This is a genomic window from Pseudarthrobacter sp. AB1, assembly GCF_014926485.1.
Classification (GTDB): Bacteria; Actinomycetota; Actinomycetes; order Actinomycetales; family Micrococcaceae; genus Arthrobacter.
The window spans coordinates 1-23,751 of sequence record NZ_PZKO01000055.1 but is presented as its reverse complement, the minus strand read 5'-3'; the positions used below and the strand labels follow the sequence as shown (position 1 = coordinate 23,751).

Sequence of the window (23,751 nt, the reverse complement as noted above, 5' to 3'; positions counted from 1 at the left end):
GCGATCCCCCTTCAAGGGCAGGCCAGCCCGCACAGTTAATCCATTGATTAGATTAATCCTAACAAAGAACAGCCCCGCTGCACTAGCAGCGGGGCTGTTCCAAACTTTGCGTCAGGCCGTCAGGCGGCCATCCGCTCCGTAATCAACAAGTAATTACTTGACGATCTTGGTAACGCGTCCTGAACCAACGGTGCGGCCGCCTTCGCGGATAGCGAAGCCGAGGCCCTCTTCCATGGCGATGGGCTGGATGAGCGCAACGGTCATCTCAGTGTTGTCGCCAGGCATAACCATTTCCGTGCCTTCCGGCAGGGTGATAACGCCGGTTACGTCCGTGGTGCGGAAGTAGAACTGCGGGCGGTAGTTCGAGTAGAACGGGTTGTGGCGTCCGCCTTCATCCTTGGAGAGGATGTAGACGTTGGCCTCGAAGTCGGTGTGCGGGGTAATGGAACCCGGCTTGACGACAACCTGGCCACGCTCTACGTCATCGCGCTTCAGACCGCGCAGCAGGAGGCCACAGTTCTCGCCGGCCCATGCTTCGTCGAGCTGCTTGTGGAACATCTCGATACCGGTAACCGTGGTCTTCTGGACCGGGCGGATGCCGACGATCTCGACCTCAGAGTTGATAGCAAGGGTTCCACGCTCGGCGCGGCCCGTTACAACGGTGCCACGGCCAGTGATCGTGAAGACATCTTCGATCGGCATCAGGAACGGCTTGTCACGGTCGCGTACGGGGTCCGGAACGGACTCGTCGACAGCTGCCATGAGGTCCTCAACGGACTTGACCCAGATGGGGTCGCCTTCGAGAGCCTTCAGACCGGAAACGCGAACGACCGGAGCTTCATCGCCATCGAAGCCCTGAGCCGAAAGCAGCTCACGAACTTCCATTTCAACGAGGTCCAGCAACTCTTCGTCATCAACCATGTCCGACTTGTTCAGCGCAACCAGCAGGTAGGGAACGCCAACCTGGCGGGCAAGCAGAACGTGCTCGCGGGTCTGAGCCATCGGGCCGTCAGTGGCGGCAACCACGAGGATTGCACCGTCCATCTGTGCAGCACCGGTGATCATGTTCTTGATGTAGTCAGCGTGACCCGGAGCGTCTACGTGTGCGTAGTGGCGCTTCTCGGTCTGGTACTCAACGTGGGAAATGTTGATCGTGATGCCACGCTGGCGCTCTTCCGGAGCAGAGTCAATCGACGCGAAGTCGCGCTGCTCGTTGAGAGTCGGGTACTTGTCGTACAGCACCTTGGAAATGGCGGCAGTCAGCGTCGTCTTACCGTGGTCAACGTGACCAATGGTGCCGATGTTGACGTGCGGCTTAGTCCGCTCGAACTTTGCCTTTGCCACAGGTTCCTCCTAGAACGTTTTCAAATGACTTACCCTTCAACCGCGCTTATCGCGGCAGAAACTCAGGCAAGTCTACTTGGGGGGCTTTGGATTGGTGAAATTGCAGATTCAGGAACTAATACTAGTCCCTCGAGCCTGTTCGTGCAGATGGCCGGGGCCCGGCTTGACCGGACCCGGCCATCTGCACCAGGTGAGCTTCCGTGAACCGGAAACCCACCCGAGTTTTTGCTGCGAAAGTCGGAAGACTACTCGCCGCGGTTCTTCTGGATGATCTCGTCGGCAAATGCCTTCGGAACCTCCGCGTAGCTGTGGAACGTCATGGAGTACACAGCGCGGCCCTGAGTCTTCGAACGCAGGTCACCGATGTAGCCGAACATGCCGGACAGCGGGACGTGCGCACGGATTACCTTGACACCCTGTGCATCTTCCATGGACTGCATCTGGCCACGGCGGGAGTTGAGGTCACCGATTACTTCACCCATGTATTCCTCAGGGGTGCGGACCTCTACATCCATCAGCGGTTCGAGCAGGATGGGGTTAGCCTTGCGTGCGGCTTCCTTGAAAGCCATACGGCCGGCGATCTTGAACGCCATTTCCGAAGAGTCAACATCGTGGTAAGCGCCGTCAATCAGCGTCGCCTTGATGCCAACAACCGGGTAACCGGCCAGGACGCCGTCGTTCAGTGCATCCTGGATACCGGCGTCAACCGACGGGATGTATTCGCGCGGAATACGGCCACCGGTGACCTTGTTCTCGAACTCGTAGAGCTCGCCCTCGGAAGTGTCCAGCGGCCCAATGGCAATCTGGATCTTCGCGAACTGACCCGAACCACCGGTCTGCTTCTTGTGCGTGTAGTCGTGACGCGCAACAACATTCTTGATGGTTTCGCGGTAAGCGACCTGGGGCTTGCCGACGTTGGCCTCGACCTTGAATTCGCGGCGCATGCGGTCCACCAGGATATCCAGGTGGAGCTCGCCCATGCCGGCGATGATGGTCTGACCGGTGTCTTCGTTGAGGGAGACCTGGAAGGTCGGGTCCTCGGCGGAGAGCTTCTGGATAGCCAGTGAGAGTTTCTCCTGGTCACCCTTGGTGTTCGGTTCGATGGCAACCGAGATCACGGGCTCCGGGAAGCTCATGGACTCGAGGACGATCTGGTTGGCGGAGTCACACAGGGTGTCGCCCGTGGTGGTGTCCTTCAGCCCGATTGCTGCGTAGATGTGGCCGGCGGTAGCGCCCTCAACAGGCATTTCCTTGTTGGCGTGCATCTGGAACAGCTTGCCGATGCGCTCCTTCTTGCCCTTGGTGGAGTTGACCACCTGAGCACCTGCTTCGACGTGACCGGAGTACACGCGGATGAAGGTGAGCTGGCCGAAGAACGGGTGCGCGGCAATCTTGAACGCCAGAGCAGAGAACGGCTCCTCGGAGGAAGGTGCGCGCGTGAGTTCCTTCTCTTCGTCGCGAGGATCGTGGCCGATCATCGGCGGGACGTCGAGCGGGTTCGGCAGGTAGTCAACCACGGCGTCAAGCATCGGCTGAACGCCGCGGTTCTTGAACGCGGAGCCACAGAAGACCGGGTAGAGCTCAGAGTTGATCGTCATCTTGCGGATGCCGGCCTTGAGCTCCTCGACGGTGAGTTCTTCACCCTCAAGGTACTTCTCCATGAGCTCTTCGGTAGCGTCAGCCACCGTCTCAACGAGGGCTGCCCGGTATTCCTTGGCCTTCTCCAGCAGATCCGCGGGGATCTCCTGAACCTCGTACTTGGCACCCATGGTGACGTCACCCTTGGAGTCGCCCGGCCAGACCAGCGCGCGCATTTCCAGGATGTCGACAACACCGACGAAGTCGTTCTCGGCACCGATCGGCAGCTGCATAACGAGCGGCTTGGCACCGAGGCGGCTGATGATGGTATCTACCGTGTAGTAGAAGTCAGCACCCAGCTTGTCCATCTTGTTGACGAAGCAGATACGCGGAACGTTGTACTTGTCAGCCTGGCGCCAAACGGTCTCAGACTGCGGTTCGACACCTTCTTTACCATCAAACACGGCAACGGCGCCGTCGAGGACGCGCAGTGAGCGCTCAACCTCGACGGTGAAGTCAACGTGGCCGGGGGTGTCAATGATGTTGATCTGGTTGTTGTCCCAGAAGCAGGTCACGGCGGCAGACGTGATGGTGATGCCGCGTTCCTTTTCCTGTTCCATCCAGTCAGTCGTCGAAGCGCCGTCGTGCGTTTCGCCGATCTTGTGGTTCACACCTGTGTAGAACAGAATGCGCTCGGTGGTGGTGGTCTTGCCGGCATCGATGTGAGCCATGATGCCGATGTTGCGGACCTTACTAAGGTCTGTAAGCACGTCCTGTGCCACGGTGTCTCCCTTTCGGATGGACTACGCGTTCGCCGCCGGCTCAGTTGAGCCGGCGGCGTCCGGGAAGTATTACCAGCGGTAGTGTGCGAAGGCCTTGTTGGACTCGGCCATCTTGTGGGTGTCTTCGCGACGCTTCACAGCGGCACCGAGACCGTTGGAGGCATCCAGGATTTCGTTCTGGAGGCGCTCGGTCATGGTCTTTTCACGGCGGGCCTTGGAGTAGCCAACCAGCCAACGCAGAGCGAGGGCGGTGGAGCGGCCCGGCTTGACCTCAACCGGAACCTGGTAGGTGGCGCCACCAACGCGGCGTGAACGGACCTCGAGGGAAGGCTTGACGTTCTCCATGGCCTTCTTGAGGGCTGCTACGGGGTCGCCGCCGGACTTGGCGCGGGCGCCTTCGAGGGCACCGTAAACAATGCGCTCTGCGGTGGACTTCTTACCGTCAACCAGCACCTTGTTGATCAGCTGGGTGACCAGCGGGGAGCCGTAAACGGGATCTAGTACGAGCGGCCGCTTGGGGGCCGGACCCTTGCGAGGCATATTACTTCTTCTCCATCTTTGCGCCGTAGCGGCTGCGTGCCTGCTTACGGTTCTTCACACCCTGGGTATCGAGGGCGCCACGGACGATCTTGTAACGGACACCGGGGAGGTCCTTCACGCGACCGCCGCGAACGAGCACAATGGAGTGCTCCTGCAGGTTGTGGCCTACACCGGGGATGTAAGCGGTAACTTCAACGCCACCGTTGAGGCGCACACGTGCAACCTTACGAAGAGCCGAGTTCGGCTTCTTGGGGGTGGTGGTGTAAACGCGGGTGCAAACACCGCGGCGCATCGGGCTGCCGTTAAGCGCGGGAGCCTTGGTCTTTTTGACCTTAGGCGTGCGGCCCTTGCGGACCAGCTGGTTAATCGTAGGCACTCTCGTGTTCTCCGTTGGTTTGATCTCTACCTTCACGCTCAAGCGCCAGCCTGAGCACAATGGTTTTGGCGTTGTTCCTTGCAGCTGCGGCTCTGGAAGCTTGCGCAGGCGTGCAAAAGCGTGGCATTCGTTGCGCACCTTACCCGCAACCCGGAAACAAGCTCCACCCAGCATCATGAGAACAAAACCAAAATGATGCTGCGGCGGCCTTCATCCACTGCCACACAGAACAATTACACAAAGTTTAGCACGGCTGGACCCGGGCCTTTAAACGGGTATAGAGGAAAGGCCCCGCCTCCACGGAGTGGAAGCGGGGCCTTTCAACGCAATCGACTAGCGGAAATCGTTGCCGAGATCGTAGTCATCCAGCGGGATGGCGTGGAACTCGGGAGCTCCGTCGCCGCCCAGGGAGTCGTACGAGAAGTCACTGAACGCGCTGGGGCCGGTGAACAGGTTGGCCTTGGCTTCTTCAGTGGGCTCCACGGTGACCTCGGTGTAGCGCGGGAGACCCGTGCCTGCCGGGATCAGCTTACCGATGATGACGTTCTCCTTGAGGCCGAGCAGCGGGTCGCTCTTGCCTTCCATGGCCGCCTGCGTCAGGACGCGGGTGGTCTCCTGGAAGGAAGCTGCCGACAGCCAGGACTCGGTGGCCAGGGACGCCTTGGTGATGCCCATGAGTTCAGGACGTCCGGAAGCCGGAGTCTTGCCCTCGGACACAACGCGGCGGTTGGCGTCCTCGAAGCGGCTGCGCTCGGCGAGCTCGCCGGGGAGCAGATCCGATTCGCCGGACTCGATGACCGTGACGCGGCGCAGCATCTGGCGGACGATAACCTCGACGTGCTTGTCGTGGATACCGATGCCCTGGCTGCGGTACACGCCCTGGACCTCGTCCACCAGGAACTTCTGCGCGGCACGGGGACCCATGATGCGCAGAACCTGCTTCGGATCCACCGGACCGTTGATGAGCTTCTGGCCTACTGTGACGTGCTCGCCATCCTCGATGAGGAGGCGTGAACGGCGCAGCACCGGGTAAGCGATCTCTTCAGAGCCGTCATCCGGGGTGATGACCAGGCGCATCTGACGCTCGGACTCTTCGATGGCGATTCGGCCGGCTGCTTCAGCAATCGGCGCGACACCCTTCGGAGTACGGGCTTCGAAGAGCTCCTGGATACGGGGCAGACCCTGGGTGATGTCGTCTCCACCGCTGGCGGACACAGCACCACCGGTGTGGAACGTACGCATGGTCAGCTGGGTACCGGGCTCACCGATGGACTGTGCGGCGATGATGCCGACAGCCTCGCCGATGTCCACGGTCTTGCCCGTGGCCAGTGAACGGCCGTAGCACAGGGCGCAGGTGCCGACGCTGGACTCACAGGTGAGTACGGAGCGGACCTTGACCTCGGTGATGCCGGCTGCGAACAGTTCAGCGATCACGACGTCGCCGCAGTCGGTGCCGCCGGCTGCAAGGACATTGCCCTTGGAGTCCACAACATCAACAGCGAGCGTGCGGGCGTAGGCGCTGTTCTCGACGTTCTCGTCCAGGACCAGCTCGCCGTTGGCGTCCGGCACGGCGATTGCCGTGACCAGGCCGCGTTCGGTGCCGCAGTCCTCTTCGCGGACGATGACGTCCTGCGACACGTCCACCAGACGACGGGTCAGGTAACCCGAGTTGGCGGTACGCAGCGCAGTGTCAGCCAGACCCTTACGGGCACCGTGCGTGGCGATGAAGTATTCCAGCACCGACAGGCCCTCGCGGTACGAGGACTTGATGGGACGCGGGATGATTTCACCCTTGGGGTTGGCCACCAGGCCACGGATACCCGCGATCTGACGGACCTGCATCCAGTTACCACGTGCCCCGGAGGACACCATGCGGTTGATGGTGTTCATCGGCGACAGGTTGTCACGCATTACCTGGGCGATTTCGTTGGTTGCCTTGTTCCAGATCTCGATCAGTTCCTGGCGACGCTCGTCGTCGTCAATCAGGCCCTTGTCGTACTGGCCCTGGATCTTGGCAGCCATGGTTTCGTAGCCGGCGAGGATCCGTGGCTTGTCCTTGGGTACCTCGATGTCCGAGATGGCAACGGTAACGCCTGACCGGGTGGCCCAGTAGAAACCGGCATCCTTCAGGTTGTCCAGCGTTGCCGCCGTGACCACCTTCGGGTAGCGCTCGGCGAGATCGTTGACGATCGTGGACAGTTCGCCCTTGTCCGCAACGTTCTCAACCCACGGGTAATCCGCCGGCAGCGTCTGGTTGAAGATGACCTGTCCCAGGGAGGTCTGGACGATCACCGGCTGGCCGGCTTCCCAGCCTTCCGGAGCTTCCCAGCCCGCGTACGGAACGAAGCCTTCGAGACGGATCCTGACCTGCGAGTTCAAGTGCAGCTCGCGGAGGTCGTAGGCCATGATGGCTTCGGAGACCGAGGAGAAGACGCGGCCTTCGCCAGCTGAGCCGACACGCTTGGTGGTCAGGTGGTAGAGACCGATGATCATATCCTGCGAAGGCAGGGTGACCGGGCGGCCGTCGGACGGCTTCAGGATGTTGTTCGAGGACAGCATCAGGATGCGTGCCTCAGCCTGGGCCTCGGGGCTCAGCGGCAGGTGGACTGCCATCTGGTCGCCGTCGAAGTCAGCGTTGAAGGCGCCACAAACCAGCGGGTGGAGCTGGATTGCCTTGCCTTCAACAAGCTGCGGTTCGAACGCCTGGATGCCAAGGCGGTGCAGGGTGGGTGCACGGTTGAGCAGCACCGGGTGTTCGGTGATGATCTCTTCCAGAACGTCCCAGACCTGCGGACGGTAACGCTCGACCATGCGCTTGGCCGACTTGATGTTCTGTGCGTGGTTGAGGTCAACCAGTCGCTTCATCACGAACGGCTTGAAGAGCTCCAGTGCCATCTGCTTGGGCAGACCACACTGGTGCAGCTTCAGCTGCGGGCCGACGACGATGACCGAACGGCCGGAGTAGTCAACGCGCTTGCCGAGGAGGTTCTGGCGGAAACGACCCTGCTTGCCCTTGAGCATGTCGCTCAGGGACTTCAGCGGACGGTTGCCAGGACCCGTGACCGGACGGCCGCGACGGCCGTTGTCGAAGAGGCTGTCAACAGCTTCCTGAAGCATGCGCTTCTCGTTGTTGACGATGATCTCCGGGGCACCGAGATCAAGCAGACGCTTGAGGCGGTTGTTGCGGTTGATCACACGACGGTAGAGGTCGTTGAGGTCGGAGGTCGCGAAGCGGCCACCATCCAGCTGCACCATCGGGCGCAGTTCCGGCGGGATCACCGGAACGGCGTCCAGCACCATGCCCAGCGGGCTGTTGTTGGTGGTCAGGAACGCGTTGACCACCTTCAGGCGCTTCAGGGCGCGGGTCTTGCGCTGGCCCTTGCCGTTGGCAATGATGTCGCGCAGCAGGTCAGACTCGGCCTGCATGTCGAAGTTCTCAAGACGCTTCTTGATAGCTTCGGCACCCATGGAGCCTTCGAAGTACATGCCGTAGCGGTCGCGCAGCTCGCGGTAGAGGCCTTCATCGCCTTCGAGGTCTGCGACCTTGAGGTTCTTGAAACGGTCCCAGACCTGCTCGAGACGTTCGATCTCGGCGTCGGCACGCTTACGCACGTTAGCCATCTGACGGTCCGCGGAGTCGCGGGCCTTCTTCTTGTCGGCCGCCTTGGCACCTTCACCTTCGAGGCGCGCGATCTCGTTTTCGAGGTCACGGGCGATCGTGGCGATGTCGGAGTCGCGGTTGTCGATCAGCTGCTTCTTCTCGATGTCGTGCTCAACCTGCAGGTTGGGCAGTTCCTCGTGGCGGCTGTCGGCGTCGACGCTGGTGATCATGTAGGCAGCGAAGTAGATGACCTTTTCGAGGTCCTTCGGTGCCAGGTCAAGGAGGTAGCCCAGACGGGACGGAACACCCTTGAAATACCAGATGTGCGTGACCGGGGCGGCCAGTTCGATGTGGCCCATGCGCTCACGGCGGACCTTTGCACGGGTGACTTCAACGCCACACCGCTCGCAAATGATGCCCTTGAAGCGCACGCGCTTGTACTTACCGCAGTAGCATTCCCAGTCACGGGAAGGGCCGAAGATCTTCTCGCAGAAGAGGCCGTCCTTCTCGGGCTTGAGCGTGCGGTAGTTGATGGTTTCCGGCTTCTTAACCTCGCCGTAAGACCAGCCACGGATGTCATCCGCGGTGGCAAGGCCGATCTGCATGAGGCCGAAGGAGGATTCGCTGGACATATGGTCCCTGTTCTCTCTTGTTCTCTAAATTCTGAAGTCTTGGTTACGGGAAGAGGGAGGTGACTTACCGGGAAAGTCAGCACGGCGGGGCCGCTTGCTTTTCCCGGTAAGTCCCCTGCTAAACCTCTTCTACGGAACTGGGCTCTGCACGAGACAGATCGATGCCCAGTTCTTCCGCAGCCGTGAAGACTGCGTCATCAGAGTCACGCATTTCAATTGTGGTTCCGTCCGTGGAGAGTACTTCCACGTTCAGGCACAGCGACTGCATTTCCTTGATCAAGACCTTGAAGGACTCAGGAACGCCCGGCTCGGGGATGTTCTCGCCCTTGACGATTGCTTCGTAGACCTTGACACGACCGTGGATATCATCCGACTTGATGGTGAGGAGTTCCTGGAGTGTGTACGCGGCGCCATAAGCTTCCAGCGCCCACACTTCCATCTCACCGAAGCGCTGGCCACCGAACTGTGCCTTACCACCCAGCGGCTGCTGCGTGATCATGGAGTACGGGCCAGTGGAACGGGCGTGGATCTTGTCGTCCACCAGGTGGTGGAGCTTCAGGATGTACATGTAGCCGACCGAGATCGGGTCCGGGAACGGCTCGCCGGAGCGGCCGTCGAAGAGGCGGGTCTTGCCTGAGGAGTTGATCAGGCGGTCGCCGTCGCGGGTGACGTTGGTGGAGTCCAGCAGACCCGTGATTTCCTCTTCACGGGCGCCATCGAACACCGGCGTTGCAACAGTGGTGGAGCCACTCTCGCGCGGCAGGTTCGGCAGCTGCTTCATCCACTCGGGCTCGCCTTCGATCTTCCAACCGGTCTTGGCAACCCAGCCGAGGTGCGTTTCCAGCACCTGGCCGACGTTCATACGGCCCGGAACACCCAGCGGGTTCAGGACAATATCAACGGGGGTACCGTCGGCAAGGAAGGGCATGTCCTCGATCGGGAGGATCTTGGAGATAACACCCTTGTTGCCGTGACGGCCGGCGAGCTTGTCGCCGTCGGTGATCTTGCGCTTGGCGGCCACGTAGACGCGCACCAGCTGGTTCACGCCCGGGGGCAGTTCGTCGTCGTTGTCGCGGTCGAAGACGCGGACGCCGATGACGGTGCCGGACTCGCCGTGCGGAACCTTCAGGGAGGTGTCGCGCACTTCGCGGGACTTCTCACCGAAGATGGCACGCAGCAGGCGCTCTTCCGGGGTCAGCTCGGTTTCACCCTTCGGGGTGACCTTTCCGACCAGGATGTCGCCGGCTTCAACTTCGGCACCGATGTGGATGATGCCGCGCTCGTCCAACCCTGCGAGGACTTCCTCGGACACGTTGGGGATGTCACGGGTGATTTCCTCGGCACCAAGCTTGGTGTCCCGGGCATCGATCTCGTGCTCCTCGATGTGGATGGAGGAAAGAACGTCCTCGGCAACAATGCGCTGCGAGAGGATGATGGCGTCCTCGAAGTTGTGGCCTTCCCATGACATGAATGCCACGAGCAGGTTCTTACCGAGGGCGAGTTCGCCCTGGTCCGTTGCCGGACCGTCGGCGATGATGCCGCCGACCTCGAGGCGCTGGCCTTCGTTAACCAGGACACGGTTGTTGTAGCAGTTGCCCTGGTTGGAGCGTGCGAACTTGTTGATGCGGTAGTTGGTTTCCGTACCGTCGTCGTTGAGCATGATGACGAGCTCAGCGGAAACCTCGGTAACGACACCGGCCTTCTTCGCGATGGTGACATCACCGGCGTCGACGGCGGCGGCGCGCTCCATGCCGGTGCCCACGAACGGAGCTTCGGAACGGACCAGCGGCACGGCCTGGCGCTGCATGTTGGCACCCATGAGTGCGCGGTTAGCATCGTCATGCTCGAGGAACGGGATCAGTGCCGTAGCCACGGACACCATCTGGCGCGGGGAAACGTCCATGAACTCGACCTCGCCGGCGGGAACGAGCACAGGCTCGCCTCCACCACCACGGGCGCGGACCAGGACGGTCTCTTCGGCGAACTTCTTGTTCTCATCCAGCGGAGCGTTGGCCTGAGCGATCAGGACCTCTGCCTCGTCGTCGGCCGTGAGGTACTGGACCTCATCGGAGACAACGCCTTCAGCGACGAGACGGTAAGGAGTCTCGATGAAGCCGAACGGGTTGATGCGGCCGTAGGATGCCAGCGAACCGATCAGACCAATGTTCGGGCCTTCAGGGGTTTCGATGGGGCACATACGTCCGTAGTGGGACGGGTGAACGTCTCGAACTTCCATGCCTGCGCGGTCACGGGACAGACCACCCGGGCCAAGCGCGGACAGACGGCGCTTGTGGGTCAGACCCGAGAGCGGGTTGTTCTGGTCCATGAACTGCGACAGCTGGGACGTTCCGAAGAACTCCTTGATGGCTGCAACAACAGGGCGGATGTTGATCAGTGTCTGCGGCGTGATTGCCTCGACGTCCTGGGTGGTCATCCGCTCGCGGACAACGCGCTCCATACGGGACAGGCCGGTGCGGACCTGGTTCTCGATGAGCTCGCCGACGGCGCGGATACGACGGTTGCCGAAGTGATCGATATCATCGATATCAACGCGCAGCTCGTGGTCCTGGCCATCACGCTTGCCCGTGAGGGTCTTCTCGCCGGCGTGCAGGGCAACCAGGAACTTGATCATGGCCACGATGTCTTCAACGTGCAGGACCGAAGCTTCCTTGTCGCCAAGGGAGCGGTCGATGCCAAGCTTGCGGTTGATCTTGTAACGGCCAACCTTGGCCAGATCGTAGCGCTTGGAGTTGAAGTACAGGTTGTCCAGGAGGGACTGGGCAGCCTCGACTGTGGGCGGCTCGCCCGGTCGCAGCTTCCGGTAGATGTCCAGCAACGCGTCTTCGCGGGTCTCGGTGGCGTCCTTCTCCAGCGTTGCGCGCATGGAGTCGTACTGGCCGAACTCTTCGAGGATCTGGCCTTCGGTCCAGCCCAGGGCCTTCAGCAGAACAGTGACGGACTGCTTGCGCTTACGGTCGAGGCGAACGCCGACCTGGTCGCGCTTGTCGATCTCGAGTTCAAACCACGCACCGCGGGACGGGATGATCTTGGCAGTGAAGATGTCCTTATCACTGGTCTTGTCGGCGGTGCGCTCAAAGTAGGCGCCCGGTGAACGGACCAGCTGGGAGACGACCACACGCTCGGTGCCGTTGACGACGAAGGTGCCCTTCTCCGTCATGAGGGGGAAGTCGCCCATGAACACGGTCTGCTGCTTGATTTCGCCCGTGTTGTTGTTCATGAACTCGGCCTTGACGTACAGCGGTGCCGAGTACGTTGCGTCCCGGTCCTTGCACTCGGCCATGGTGTACTTCGGGTCAGCGAACTCCGGATCGGAGAAGCTCAGGGACATGGTGCCCTGGAAGTCCTCGATCGGGGAGATCTCTTCAAAGATGTCCGACAGCCCGGACGAGGTGGCGACGCTGAGATCGTTTTCTTCGACGGCCTTCGCTACGCGCGCCTGCCAGCGTTCGTTTCCGACCAGCCAGTCGAAGCTGTCCGTCTGCAGTGCAAGGAGATTCGGAACGTCCAGCGGTTCGTGAATCTTTGCGAATGACAGCCGGCGCGTGGCACCATCAGTGCTGTTTGATTCGATAGCGGTGGCAGTGTTATTTACATTAGAGGTGCTCGAGGCGACCAAGAGGGATCCTTCCACAGACCTTCAGGCGTTTTCAGATCTCCCCCGCTGTGCACCCTGCGGAATGACTCCGCAGTGCTACCATCCGGTTCCGCTATATGACCCGGGCCGGGGCTTTCCATACAATGACGTTGTTGACGGCACGTTGATGGTCAGCTGCCAGGCAAAGCCCACCGCTATATGAAGGCTGAAGGTAAACAGGGAAGACGCAAATATCTACGATACGGCAAAACCAATTACGTGTCTACCCCACAACCGGACTTATTGCAAGCACCTATTTTTTGTACCGGAAGAGGCGTCAGAGGTGCAGCGTAACGCCTGCTGCTGTGCATTCGCCGGCGTTGGCGAACACGGCGTCACGCACGGCGTCCTTTGATTCCTGCTCGGGAGCGGCGCCCTTTTTAACTGCCGATGAGTGGTCAAGCGCCAGGACGCTGAGCGAGGTAAACAGTCCCACCAGGTTTCCGGACACTGATTCCTTGGCGTCCTGCGCGGCAAAGTAGATGTCCTCGTAGGCGCTGGAATCGTCCCGGATGGTCCTGTACTCGGCGTAGAGCGAGTTGAACGTCTCGCAGGCTCCCTTAACTCCCCCGGCCTGGGGGGCGGCCGACGGACTGGAAGAGCGCGACGGCGACGCGGTGGAGGGCGCGGAAGTGGACGCAGTGGGGGCTGCTGTTGATGAAGAACCGGCCGGCGCAGGAGTGGCAACGCTGCAGGCGGTGAGCCCGGCGAGGCTGGCTATGGCTGCCGCGGCGACGATGTTCTTCAAGATGCTGCTCCCTGTTATTGCGTTGCCCTGATTTTTTGTTGCTCAGACGCATTCGTCTTCGCCGTCCACCCTACGCACCGCCGCGACCACGCGCACATCCGGCGGATGGGTAGTTCTCCCCTACGGGCCGCGGCCGGCACGACTGGAATCAGCGGTGCCCATTCGGCGTTTGGATTAGTGGGTGACATGACTCACGGTAGCCTTGGAAGTACATCGATTCAGAGCGGAAGAGATCACAATGGGCAACTCCAACGACAATACTGAGGTTGTTATCCTGGCTGGTGCGCGCACGCCGCAGGGCCGGCTCAACGGGCAACTGGCGAGCTTCACCGCCGTCGAACTCGGAGCGCACGCGATCAGGGCCGCGATTGCCGCGAGCGGCGTGCAGGCCGGCCAGGTGGATGCCGTCATCATGGGCCAGGTCCTGCAGGCCGGTGCCGGGCAGAACCCCGCCCGCCAGAGCGCCATTGGTGCAGGGATCGGCTGGAATGTTCCCACTCTCACCATCAACAAGGTGTGCCTGTCCGGGCTGACCGCCGTGATCGACGCCGCCCGGATGATCCGCAGCGGCGACGCCACCGTGGTGGTGGCCGGTGGCCAGGAATCCATGTCCCGAGCGCCCCACCTCCTGCCGGGTTCGCGCCAGGGCTGGACCTACGGCGCCATCCAGGCGCTGGATGTAGCGGCCCACGACGGACTCACGGACGCATTCGATGGCCAGTCCATGGGGCTGTCCACCGAAACCAAGAACCTGACGCTGGGAATTGACCGGACCTCGCAGGACAACGTTGCCGCCCAATCGCACCAGCGCGCGGCGCTGGCGGCGAAGAACGGCGTCTTCGACGACGAGATCGCACCCATCAGCGTCAAACAGCGCCAAGGGGATCCCCTCGTGGTGGACACCGACGAAGGCGTTCGCCCGAACACATCCATCGAGTCCTTGTCCGGGCTGCGGGCAGCCTTCGTCAGCGACGGAACCATCACGGCCGGCAACTCCTCTCCCCTGTCCGACGGCGCCTCCGCCCTTGTGCTGGCATCGCGCCGGTTCGCGGAGGAGAACGGCCTGGAATACCTGGCTGTGGTCGGAAAGCCCGGCCAGGTTGCCGGTCCGGACAACTCCCTGCACTCGCAGCCATCCAACGCCATCAAGAACGCATTGCAGCGGGCAGCATGGAGCACCGCCGACCTGGACTTCATCGAAATTAACGAAGCATTCGGTTCGGTCGCAGTGCAGTCGCTGAAGGACCTGGACTACCCGCTGGAAAAGTGCAACATCCACGGCGGCGCCATTGCGCTGGGCCACCCGATCGGGGCGTCCGGTGCGCGGTTGGCGCTGCACGCGGCCCACGAACTCAAACGGCGTGGCAGCGGCAAGGCCGCGGTCTCGCTGTGCGGCGGCGGCGGCCAGGGTGAAGCCCTGCTGCTGTACCGCGACTGAAGGCGGGCAGGGACTGATGGTGGGGCAGGCCGGCAACGGAAGTGCCGCCGTCGGACGTCAGCGCTTCCTTGCTGACGCCGCCGCGCGCGGCCTGGCCGTGCAGATTGTGGAGCGCCTCGCCGCGCGGAGCCTCGAGGAGGCTGCCGGGATCCTGGGCATCACGCCTGCGGAGATCGTGAAGTCCCTGGTGGTCAAACACAAGGACGGAACGTTCCTGTTCGCGCTGATTCCGGGTGACCGGCAAATCTCCTGGCCAAAACTGCGGACCCTGGTGGGCGTCAACAAACTCTCATTGCCGTCCGCGGACGTGGCCCTTGGTGCGACCGGCTACGAACGGGGCACCATCACTCCGCTCGGCAGCACCACCGCCTGGCCGGTGTACGCGGACGTCACCATTGCCGGCCGCCGCATCTCCATGGGTGCCGGTGAACACGGCTACAGCGCGTTTGTGGACGCCGACGCCCTCACCGCGGCACTGGGCGCCGTCGTCGCCGATATCTCCGAACCCAACTAGCAACGCGGGGTCACTTACGGCCCATCAGTGGGCACTTCATGGGCCGTAAGTGACTCCGCGTTGGGTTAAATGCAGGAAACCCCGCCCACCGAAGTGGACGGGGTTTCCGTGAAGCGGCGTGAGTTACTTGAGGGTAACGGTTGCGCCGGCAGCCTGGAGCTGCTCCACTGCCTTCTCGGCAGCTTCCTTCGTGACGCCTTCGAGAACAGCCTTCGGAGCGCTGTCAACAACGTCCTTAGCTTCCTTCAGACCCAGGGAAGTGATTGCGCGAACTTCCTTGATCACTGCGATCTTCTTTTCGCCAGCTGATTCGAGGATAACGTCGAATTCAGTCTGCTCTTCAGCTTCTTCAGCTGCGCCGCCACCGGCGGGGCCAGCAACAGCAACTGCAGCTGCAGTAACTTCGAAGGTCTCTTCGAAGAGCTTGACGAACTCGGAGAGCTCGATGATGGTCAGTTCCTTGAAAGCTTCAATGAGCTCTTCGTTGGTGAGCTTCGCCATGGTGTGGCGTCCTTCCTATAGGTGGTGCTTGGCGGCCTGGGCCGTTGCCTTCACACCGGAGTCTGGTGGGTGAAGAGAAACTAGTTCTCTTCGGCAGCGGGTGCTTCGGCGGGAGCCTCTGCAGCTGCTTCGGGGGCTTCGTCTGCGGCCGGAGCTTCTTCCGCGGCGGGAGCCTCGGCTGCTGCCGGTGAACCGTTCGCTTCTTCGAGCTTGAGGCGCAGTGCATCAATGGTGCGTGCAGCGGCGGCAGCAGGAGCCTTGAGGATGCCTGCAACCTTTGCGAGCTGCAGCTCGCGGGACTCGAGTGCTGCCAGGGCAGCGACTTCGCTCGCGTTCAGTGCCTTGCCCTCGAAGTAACCGGTCTTGATGACCAGCTGCTTGTTGGCCTTGGCAAAATCCGTCAGGCTCTTGGCAGCGGCAACTGCGTCACCCTTGATGAACGCGATTGCAGTGGGGCCGGAGAGCTGGTCGTTGAATGCTTCGACACCAGCTTCCTTGGCTGCAATTGCGGTCAGGGTGTTCTTGACGACCGAGAACTTGGTGTCCTGGCCGAGAGAAACACGCAGCTGCTTGAGCTGTGCAACGGTGAGCCCACGGTATTCGGTCAGGACAGCGGCGTTCGATTCCTTGAAATCGTTAGTGATCTCAGCTACTGCTGAAACCTTTGTAGGCGTTGCCATAACCCTCCTTCCGGGGATAGTGCCGGTATGCGACGGTCCCCGCTCAGATGAGCTAAAACTAAAAAACGCCCCGCGCAGATGCACGGGGCTTGGCTCGACACGGCTTTCGCTGTGGAGCGTTGCTTCGTTCACCTGCGCCGGCCGCCCTATGTTCAGGGTCCTTCGTCCAGAAATACATTTGGCCTCCCGCACACAACTGCAGAGTTGAGCTGCGTTCAGGAGAATGGATTTCCAACAACCGACGGTCTTTGGTAGTTCAAGCTTACGGGACGGGCCGCCGGACCACCAAATCGGCCTCAGCTCTTACTGGTCCCCAGGTATGGGAGCTCTTTTTGCCAGATGCCGGTCACGCCGGCCGTGGTGAAGCCCAGCTGCTGGTTGACCGTCAACAGGTACCTGTTCTCCGGCGCGTTCCAGGTGTAGATCACCCGGGCGTCGGGGAACTGCTCGGTGAGCCGCTCCATGTTGGCCACCTTGATCAGCAGCCCCAGCTTGTTCCCGCGGTGCTCCTGCAGGACCAGGGTGTCGTCCTGGAACACCACATCGGGCCGGTGGGCCAGTACGCTGATAGTGGTCAGACCTACCAGTGCCCCGGTGGCCAGATGCTCAACGGCGGTGACCACCGTCCGCCTCCCCTGCGCGATGGTGACCTCTTCCGCCCCGCGGAGGATGCCGCCGTCGAACACCATGTCCTGCTCTACGGGGGCCTCCAGGGAAGGATCGACGTCGGCGCCCGCCTGGTTCTCGAGCACGGCCACGGCTTCCAGCCACTCATCCGGGCAGCGGTCAGTCCAGTGATGGAGCCGGTACCGCGCGTCGTTGGCTTCATCGGCCTCGGCCTGGAGATCGGCCACGAGTTTGGTGTCCAGGGGCAGTGCACAGGCGCTGAACTGTTCGATGTGCTGCAGCGTGTAGCCCGTCCGGCGCGCGAATTCGACTTCCCGGCTCTCCAGCGGCACAAAGCCCTGGCCTGAACCCGGCACCAGCTGGGCAGCCTCGAACTCGTGCAGGGACGCGCCGGGATGGTTGGTGTCAACAAGGATCAAGGTGCGGCCCTCGCTGCGCGCCAGGTGTTCGGCCGCGAGGAGCAGCTTGCGGCCCACCCCCTGGCGCTGGAATTCCGGCAGGATGTCCAGCGTGAACTCCGCCATGTCCAGGTTGTCAGTCAGCGGCAGGGCAATGTCCACCGTACCGATGATCTGGTCCCCGGCCTTGGCCACCAGGATGATCTGGCGCTCATAGGGATCGGCCAGCTCCAGGAGCTTCTCCAGCGGCGTATAAGCGAGGTCATCACTGCCCCAGGTCTGCATCCGGACTTTGCGGCCCACCTCGACGGCAGCCAGAAAATCCGTTGCGTCAGGCGCGTCCACGGTATCCGGGATCCACAGCTGCTCGATCCGTACGTCTTCTGCCATCAGGTGCGTCATCCCAGCCGTTTCTGCCATTCGCCCTCATAACCAGCAGGTTTGAATCCAAGCACATTATTTATCGCCAGCATATGCCGGTTTTCCACAGCGTTCCATGTCAGCACCGAACGCGCCGCGGGCCACCGATGCTGGGCCGCCCGCAGGTTCGCCGTCTTAATCAGCAATCCCAGCCTCTTGCCGCGGTGCTCGGACGAGACCAGCGTGTCCTGCTGGGCAGTGCTCGCAGGAATGCCCGGCCGCCAGTTTAGGACCGTGTAGGCCACCAGCTTGCCGGTAGGCCTGTGCAGCGCTGCCGCGACCTGGCTCTGTACGCCGCCGCGGCTGCTCGACTGCTCCTCCTGCCGGACCCTGGCTGGGTCCCAGTCCTCAGCTTCCCAGTCCAGGCCGGCGATAGGGACATCCGTGCTCATCCGGTTCTTGAGGACTGCGTATTCAGCCACGAGTTCGTCAGGACAGCGATCAGACCAGCCCACCAGGGTGTAGCCGGTTGCCCGTGAAGATGCCTCCAACTCCAGTGCATCGAGTTGGTTCGCCGGGACTGGCAGCGTGAGCCGGCTGGCCCTCTCCACCTGCTCGAGTTCGTAACCCGCACTGGCCGCAAAGGCGACGGCAGGATCATCTGCGGGGAGCCCGCCCGCTCCCGATTTGGCGGGGATCAGCCGGACCGCATTCTCCACCGTCCCGGCGGGCAGCTCGCAGTAGGCATCCAGGGAAGTGCGGCCAGCGTCGGCGGCCGCAGCCTCGGCGTGCGCCAACAGCCGGCGGCCCAATCCCAGCCTCCGGAAGCGTGCCGACACGTCCACCAGGATCCCTGCGGTGGACGTGTTTTCACGCAGGGGCAGGGTTACGGAGCAGGTTCCCACCGTCTGCTGGCCCAGCCGTGCGATGAAAAGCCTGCGATCTTCGTACTTATTGCCGCGCCAGTATTCCAGGCTCTCCATGGCTGTGGGGCAGCGGTCCAGGTCTCCCCATTTATCCAGCTCATGCTTCTCGCGCAAGGCGTGGCACGCGTGGAAGTCCATTATGCCGCCGGTGCCGCCGGCACTGTGGTTAGTCCCGGCGTCGAGCGCTGCAGGAATGGCGACTGCGGTGATCTTCAGCTGCTGGCCGGTCATGCCCTCCAGCCTAACGATCTGCACGGTTTGGTGGGGTTAAACCCAAGGACCGCCCGGCGCAGTGCCGGACGGTCCTTGGGTGTGCCGGAATCGACCGGCGGAGGTACTGCTGAGGACTAGACCTCGGTCAGGACCTTCGTGACGTTGGGGTCGACAGCGATGCCGGGACCGAACGTGGTGGCCACGGTGGCCTTCTGGATGTAGCGGCCCTTGGAAGCGGACGGCTTCAAACGAAGCACCTCTTCCAGTGCAGCTGCGTAGTTCTCGGCCAGCTTGATGGCGTCGAACGAAACCTTGCCGATGATGAAGTGCAGGTTCGAGTGCTTGTCGACGCGGAAGTCGATCTTGCCACCCTTGATGTCGTTGACAGCCTTGGCGACGTCTGCGGTCACGGTGCCGGTCTTCGGGTTCGGCATCAGGTTACGGGGACCCAGGACCTTACCAAGACGGCCAACCTTGCCCATGAGGTCAGGGGTGGCAACGGCTGCATCGAAATCGGTCCAGCCGGCTGCGATCTTTTCGATCAGGTCATCGGAACCAACGAAGTCGGCGCCGGCAGCGATTGCTGCCTCAGCCTTGTCGCCCGTTGCGAAGACCAGGACGCGGGAGACCTTACCGGTGCCGTGGGGCAGGATAACGGTGCCGCGGACCATCTGGTCAGCCTTGCGAGGGTCAACGCCCAGGCGGAAGGCAACCTCAACGGTGGCGTCGAACTTGGACGGGTTGGTGTCCTTGGCGAGCGTTACTGCCTCGAACGGCGCGTAGAAGTTCTCCGCGTCGATCTTGGCGGCTGCTGCCTCATATGCTTTGCTGCGCTTTGCCATGCTGCTTATTTCTCCTTGTGCAGTTGTGGTCTGCGGACCGCGCTGGGCCCTGCCACAGCCGAGGATCCTGCATGGATCCTGCGACATTTCGGTTATGCCGGTTGTCCGGCAGTGGTGCCGGTTTCCCGACGGTGAAGGCTATTAGCCTTCTACGGTGATACCCATGGAGCGGGCGGTACCGGCGATGATCTTCGCTGCGCCTTCAAGGCTGGTGGCGTTGAGATCTTCCATCTTGGTGGTGGCGATCTCGTTGACCTGGGCCTGAGTCAGCTTGGCAACCTTGACGGTGTGCGGGGTGGGTGAACCCTTGGCAACGCCTGCAGCCTTCTTGATGAGCTCTGCAGCCGGCGGGGTCTTGGTGATGAACGTGAAGGAACGGTCTTCGTAGACCGTGATTTCCACGGGGATAACGTTTCCGCGCTGGGCTTCTGTGGCAGCGTTGTACGCCTTGCAGAATTCCATGATGTTGACACCGTGCTGGCCAAGCGCAGGACCGATCGGCGGGGCCGGGTTAGCGGCGCCTGCCTGGATCTGCAGCTTGATGAGGCCGGTGACCTTCTTCTTGGGAGCCAATGTAAGGTCCTTCTCTCAATATCTTCCTGGGACACAGGAGCGTGCCTCAGGTTGTTGGCCGCCATGGCGAGGCGACCGGCCGTTCCGGGGCTGCTAAGCGGGCAGCCCGGAACGAATTCTGTGCGGGTAACTAGATCTTGCTGACCTGGTTGAATGCCAGCGTGACCGGTGTTTCGCGTTCGAAGATCGACACGAGCACCACGAGGGTCTGGGATTCCACCTTGATCTCGGAGATCGTGGCGGGAAGGGTCTCGAACGGACCTTCCTTGACGATGACCGATTCGCCGACCTCGAAGTCAACATCGATCTGCGCGGCAGCGTGCTTGACGGGCTTGCCCTTTTCGGCCTGCTCTTCTTCGAAGACCGGCGCGAGCATGGAGAAGACTTCGTCGAGGCGCAGCGGCACCGGATTGTGGGCGTTGCCCACGAAACCGGTTACACCGGGGGTGTGGCGGACGGCGCCCCAGGAGGCATCCGTCAGGTCCATGCGGACCAGGACGTAGCCGGGGATCCGAACCCGGTTGATGACCTTGCGCTGAGCGTTCTTGATCTCAACGACCTCTTCCATGGGCACCTGGATTTCGAAGATGTAATCTTCCATGTCCAGGGTCTGGATGCGGGTCTCAAGGTTGGCCTTGACGCGGTTTTCGTAGCCGGCGTAGGAGTGGATGACGTACCAGTCACCCTCCTGGCGGCGCAGCTTGGCTTTGAATTCGTCGGCGGGGTCAACTTCGGCTTTGGCGGCCGCGGCTGCCAGGGCGTCTGCATCAGCGTCGCCCTCAGCGAGTTCGCCTTCTACGGCGTCACCCTCTGATGAGTCGCCCTCAGCGAGTTCGCCCTCTACGGCGTCACCCTCTAAATCGGCATCCTCTGAATCGTCTGAATCGGCGGCGGAATCGGCGTCGGCGGAATCGGGCGCAGCGGACTCAACCTCAGACTCTTCACCGGCTTCAACCGTGGGGGCCGCCGTGTTGTCCGTGGACTCTTCCAGCTCAGTCTCGGTTACCTCGAGCTCCTGCTCAGACACTTGGTCTCCTGCTTCCTCATTGCCTAACATGCCTATTTAAATGGCTCAATTCCGCACACCGCGTGGATTCTTCCGGTTTACCCGGACAAGGCCACGCGGCCTGCGGACGATATGCCTTAGCGGTCCCCGGGAGCTATCCCGCCGAAGACCCAGCTGACCACGGTTCCAAAACCGATGTCCAGCAGGCTGACGATCACCATCATGATGGCCACGAACACCAGCACCACGAACGTGTAATTGATCAGTTCCTTGCGGGTTGGTGCAACAACCTTCTTCAGCTCGCCGATGACCTGGCGCATGAAGAGTGCAATACGAGCGAAGAAGTTTGCCTTGGCGTCCTTCTTAGCTGGGCGGCCCTTGGAGCTGCTGGCAGCTGTTTCGGTCACCTGGTCCTCGCTCATCTTCGCAATGTTGGATTACCCGGTCCTGATCAGAACCATGGTTGCTGCGCTTGCTCCGGCATTCCGCCGGAACAGCTTGCGCAGGGCAGACAGGACTCGAACCTGCAACCTGCGGTTTTGGAGACCGCTGCGCTACCAATTGCGCCACTACCCTATGGATCGAAAACAGCATCCTGACAAAACTTCCGCAGTTCGCACTGGGGCGCACGTCATCATCCGTGTTTTCAACACCGGAGAACCAGTCTACGCAACAACTTCGTCTACGTCGAACCAGCCTCATTCCGGGCCGTCCAATCCGCCCTGGTGGGTGACTTGACCTGCAGTCACATCCACGCCGGCAGCCCGAACGATCCGCTGAACAGCATAGAGTAGATCACGTCGAATTCCACCATTCAGCCTCCGGGCTGCAAGCGAAGAACGGACCCTGCCATGTCTGCCGCCCGCGTTTCCAAGCGCATTTCCGCTATTGCCGAATCTGCAACCCTGGCCGTTGATGCCAAGGCCAAGGCGCTGAAGGCAGCTGGCCGGCCGGTTATTGGCTTCGGGGCAGGGGAACCGGACTTCCCCACCCCGGACTACATCGTCAAGGCGTCCATCGAGGCCGCCAGCCAGCCCAAATACCACCGCTACTCCCCCGCCGCCGGGCTGCCGGAGCTCAAAAAGGCCATCGCCGAGAAGACGCTCCGCGACTCCGGCTACGCTGTGGATCCGTCCCAGGTCCTGGTGACGAATGGCGGTAAGCAGGCCGTGTACAACACTTTCGCCACGCTGGTGGATCCGGGCGACGAAGTGATTGTCCCGACACCGTTCTGGACCACGTACCCGGAGGCCATCCGGCTCGCCGGCGGTGTCCCCATTGAGGTATTCGCCGGACCTGAGCAGGACTACCTGGTCACCGTTGAGCAACTTGAGGCCGCTGTGACGGACAAGAGCAAGATCCTGCTGTTTGTCTCGCCGTCCAACCCCACTGGCGCTGTGTACAGCCCGGAGCAGGTGGCTGAGATCGGCAAGTGGGCCGCCGCCAAGGGGCTCTGGGTGGTCACCGACGAGATCTACGAGCACTTGACCTACGACGGCGTCCCGTTCACCTCGATCGCCACGGCAGCCCCGGAACTCGGCGACAAAGTGGTCATCCTCAATGGCGTGGCCAAGACCTACGCGATGACCGGCTGGCGTGTGGGCTGGATGATCGGCCCGGCCGACGTCATCAAGGCGGCCACCAACCTGCAGTCGCACGCCACGTCCAACGTTTCGAACATCATGCAGATTGCAGCGCTCGCCGCCGTCTCCGGACCGCTGACCGCCGTCGACGAGATGAAGGTGGCGTTTGACCGCCGCCGCAAGGCGATCGTGGCCGGCCTGAATGCGATCGAGGGTGTTGAATGCCCGACGCCGAAGGGTGCGTTCTACGTCTACGCGGACGTCCGTGCGCTGCTGGGGAAGGAATTCCCGACGGCGGCGGGCACCGCAACACCGTCCACCTCCGCCGAGCTCGCTGCTTTGATCTTGGACGAGGTTGAGGTGGCCGTGGTGCCCGGTGAGGCGTTCGGCCCCTCCGGCTTCCTGCGGCTCTCCTACGCCCTGGGCGACGAGGACCTGGCCACCGGCGTCGCCCGGCTCCAGGACTTCCTGGGCAAGGCCAAGTAGGGACGCTCTCTCACTTCCTGCAAGAAAAACGCAATCGCTCTCTCACTTGGTGAGAGAGCCGAAAATTGTCAAGCTGTGTGGAGTCACTGGGCTAGTTTTTGGGGTGTTTTGGTCTCGGGCAGGTTGATCCCGACGTGTTGGGCGGGGGCCGGTGTGGTGGGTCGTTGGCGGAATCTTTCTGGGTGTCGTTCGTAGTAGTCCTGGTGGACTTGGTCTCGCTTGTCCCAGAGCTCTTTCCAAGAGCCGTTGTGGACTTGTGAGGGTGAGAACAGCGCGATGCCGGAGTGTTTGTGATCGGTGCTGTACCAGTGCACATAGTCGGTGAGGTACTCCCTCGCGGCCTCGAGA

General features: G+C 61.8%; 18 protein-coding genes, 1 tRNA gene and 1 pseudogene. 3 read left to right on the top strand and 17 right to left on the bottom strand.

The window, feature by feature from the left end; all coding sequences use genetic code 11:
* Positions 1-153: 153 nt before the first annotated feature.
* The 7 genes from tuf to DAD99_RS13810 all read right to left on the bottom strand — a co-directional run bounded on the left by tuf (position 154) and on the right by DAD99_RS13810 (position 13,256).
* The gene (tuf, locus tag DAD99_RS13840; protein ID WP_111906637.1) at positions 154-1,344 is read right to left on the bottom strand and encodes an elongation factor Tu; all 1,191 of its coding nucleotides are present in this window, start codon (positions 1,342-1,344) and stop codon (positions 154-156) included.
* Between the two features lie 245 nt (positions 1,345-1,589).
* Complete coding sequence (gene fusA, locus DAD99_RS13835) at positions 1,590-3,704, bottom strand: elongation factor G (RefSeq protein WP_185261229.1); 2,115 nt, start codon at positions 3,702-3,704, stop codon at positions 1,590-1,592.
* Between the two features lie 69 nt (positions 3,705-3,773).
* Entirely contained in the window at positions 3,774-4,244 is a 471-nt protein-coding gene (gene rpsG / locus DAD99_RS13830; protein WP_011692813.1) for a 30S ribosomal protein S7, read from the bottom strand.
* 1 nt (position 4,245) lies between these two features.
* Positions 4,246-4,620, bottom strand: coding sequence for a 30S ribosomal protein S12 (gene rpsL / locus DAD99_RS13825; protein ID WP_011692814.1), 375 nt, complete (start codon positions 4,618-4,620; stop codon positions 4,246-4,248).
* Positions 4,621-4,953: 333 nt separating this feature from the next.
* Positions 4,954-8,853: a DNA-directed RNA polymerase subunit beta' gene (locus DAD99_RS13820; RefSeq protein ID WP_185261230.1), complete on the bottom strand. Its 3,900-nt coding sequence runs from the start codon at positions 8,851-8,853 to the stop codon at positions 4,954-4,956.
* Positions 8,854-8,971: 118 nt separating this feature from the next.
* Positions 8,972-12,490: a DNA-directed RNA polymerase subunit beta gene (rpoB, locus tag DAD99_RS13815; protein WP_185261231.1), complete on the bottom strand. Its 3,519-nt coding sequence runs from the start codon at positions 12,488-12,490 to the stop codon at positions 8,972-8,974.
* A 295-nt stretch (positions 12,491-12,785) separates the two neighbouring features.
* Positions 12,786-13,256, bottom strand: a complete 471-nt coding sequence (locus DAD99_RS13810) for a hypothetical protein (protein WP_193342015.1) — start codon at positions 13,254-13,256, stop codon at positions 12,786-12,788.
* A 238-nt stretch (positions 13,257-13,494) separates the two neighbouring features.
* On the opposite strand from DAD99_RS13810, the gene DAD99_RS13805 reads away from it, so the two are divergent.
* A complete protein-coding gene (locus DAD99_RS13805) occupies positions 13,495-14,694 on the top strand; it encodes an acetyl-CoA C-acetyltransferase (protein WP_193342014.1) in 1,200 nt (399 codons plus the stop codon).
* Positions 14,695-14,710: 16 nt separating this feature from the next.
* A complete protein-coding gene (locus tag DAD99_RS13800; protein WP_193342013.1) occupies positions 14,711-15,208 on the top strand; it encodes an aminoacyl-tRNA deacylase in 498 nt (165 codons plus the stop codon).
* Between the two features lie 123 nt (positions 15,209-15,331).
* Here the strand turns inward: DAD99_RS13800 and rplL are convergent, their stop codons facing one another.
* The 9 genes from rplL to DAD99_RS13755 form a co-directional block, all read right to left on the bottom strand.
* Positions 15,332-15,709, bottom strand: coding sequence for a 50S ribosomal protein L7/L12 (rplL, locus tag DAD99_RS13795; RefSeq protein ID WP_056344416.1), 378 nt, complete (start codon positions 15,707-15,709; stop codon positions 15,332-15,334).
* A gap of 80 nt (positions 15,710-15,789) precedes the next feature.
* Positions 15,790-16,389, bottom strand: coding sequence for a 50S ribosomal protein L10 (gene rplJ, locus DAD99_RS13790; protein WP_160673150.1), 600 nt, complete (start codon positions 16,387-16,389; stop codon positions 15,790-15,792).
* A gap of 296 nt (positions 16,390-16,685) precedes the next feature.
* Positions 16,686-17,804 carry a GNAT family N-acetyltransferase gene (locus tag DAD99_RS13785; protein ID WP_193342241.1) on the bottom strand — a complete coding sequence of 373 codons (1,119 nt, stop codon included), beginning with the start codon at positions 17,802-17,804 and terminating at the stop codon, positions 16,686-16,688.
* Between the two features lie 8 nt (positions 17,805-17,812).
* Entirely contained in the window at positions 17,813-18,931 is a 1,119-nt protein-coding gene (locus DAD99_RS13780) for a GNAT family N-acetyltransferase (RefSeq protein WP_193342012.1), read from the bottom strand.
* 116 nt (positions 18,932-19,047) lie between these two features.
* Positions 19,048-19,755: a 50S ribosomal protein L1 gene (rplA, locus tag DAD99_RS13775; RefSeq protein ID WP_111906643.1), complete on the bottom strand. Its 708-nt coding sequence runs from the start codon at positions 19,753-19,755 to the stop codon at positions 19,048-19,050.
* 141 nt (positions 19,756-19,896) lie between these two features.
* A complete protein-coding gene (rplK, locus tag DAD99_RS13770) occupies positions 19,897-20,328 on the bottom strand; it encodes a 50S ribosomal protein L11 (protein ID WP_024365990.1) in 432 nt (143 codons plus the stop codon).
* A gap of 130 nt (positions 20,329-20,458) precedes the next feature.
* On the bottom strand, positions 20,459-21,355 hold the full coding sequence (nusG, locus tag DAD99_RS13765) for a transcription termination/antitermination protein NusG (RefSeq protein ID WP_193342011.1): 897 nt from the start codon (positions 21,353-21,355) through the stop codon (positions 20,459-20,461).
* 116 nt (positions 21,356-21,471) lie between these two features.
* Positions 21,472-21,756: a preprotein translocase subunit SecE gene (gene secE / locus DAD99_RS13760; protein WP_185261237.1), complete on the bottom strand. Its 285-nt coding sequence runs from the start codon at positions 21,754-21,756 to the stop codon at positions 21,472-21,474.
* Positions 21,757-21,837: 81 nt separating this feature from the next.
* Positions 21,838-21,910 (bottom strand) — tRNA-Trp (locus tag DAD99_RS13755).
* 275 nt (positions 21,911-22,185) lie between these two features.
* Here DAD99_RS13755 and DAD99_RS13750 point away from each other — a divergent pair.
* Positions 22,186-23,403 (top strand): pyridoxal phosphate-dependent aminotransferase, encoded by a 1,218-nt coding sequence (locus DAD99_RS13750; protein WP_193342010.1) that lies wholly within the window; start codon positions 22,186-22,188, stop codon positions 23,401-23,403.
* Positions 23,404-23,486: 83 nt separating this feature from the next.
* Here DAD99_RS13750 and DAD99_RS13745 read toward each other — a convergent pair.
* Positions 23,487-23,751: pseudogene (locus DAD99_RS13745) on the bottom strand (hypothetical protein); the annotation flags it as partial.

What these genes read in the sequence shown, in the direction of transcription:
- secE (WP_185261237.1), bottom strand. Translation starts at nt 21,756, where the DNA reads ATGAGCGAGGACCAGGTGACCGAAACAGCTGCCAGCAGCTCCAAGGGC.
- rplA (WP_111906643.1), bottom strand. Translation starts at nt 19,755, where the DNA reads ATGGCAAAGCGCAGCAAAGCATATGAGGCAGCAGCCGCCAAGATCGAC.
- rplJ (WP_160673150.1), bottom strand. Translation starts at nt 16,389, where the DNA reads ATGGCAACGCCTACAAAGGTTTCAGCAGTAGCTGAGATCACTAACGAT.
- DAD99_RS13800 (WP_193342013.1), top strand. Translation starts at nt 14,711, where the DNA reads ATGGTGGGGCAGGCCGGCAACGGAAGTGCCGCCGTCGGACGTCAGCGC.
- DAD99_RS13820 (WP_185261230.1), bottom strand. Translation starts at nt 8,853, where the DNA reads ATGTCCAGCGAATCCTCCTTCGGCCTCATGCAGATCGGCCTTGCCACC.
- DAD99_RS13805 (WP_193342014.1), top strand. Translation starts at nt 13,495, where the DNA reads ATGGGCAACTCCAACGACAATACTGAGGTTGTTATCCTGGCTGGTGCG.
- DAD99_RS13750 (WP_193342010.1), top strand. Translation starts at nt 22,186, where the DNA reads ATGTCTGCCGCCCGCGTTTCCAAGCGCATTTCCGCTATTGCCGAATCT.
- rplL (WP_056344416.1), bottom strand. Translation starts at nt 15,709, where the DNA reads ATGGCGAAGCTCACCAACGAAGAGCTCATTGAAGCTTTCAAGGAACTG.
- DAD99_RS13785 (WP_193342241.1), bottom strand. Translation starts at nt 17,804, where the DNA reads ATGGCAGAAGACGTACGGATCGAGCAGCTGTGGATCCCGGATACCGTG.
- rpsG (WP_011692813.1), bottom strand. Translation starts at nt 4,244, where the DNA reads ATGCCTCGCAAGGGTCCGGCCCCCAAGCGGCCGCTCGTACTAGATCCC.
- DAD99_RS13780 (WP_193342012.1), bottom strand. Translation starts at nt 18,931, where the DNA reads ATGACCGGCCAGCAGCTGAAGATCACCGCAGTCGCCATTCCTGCAGCG.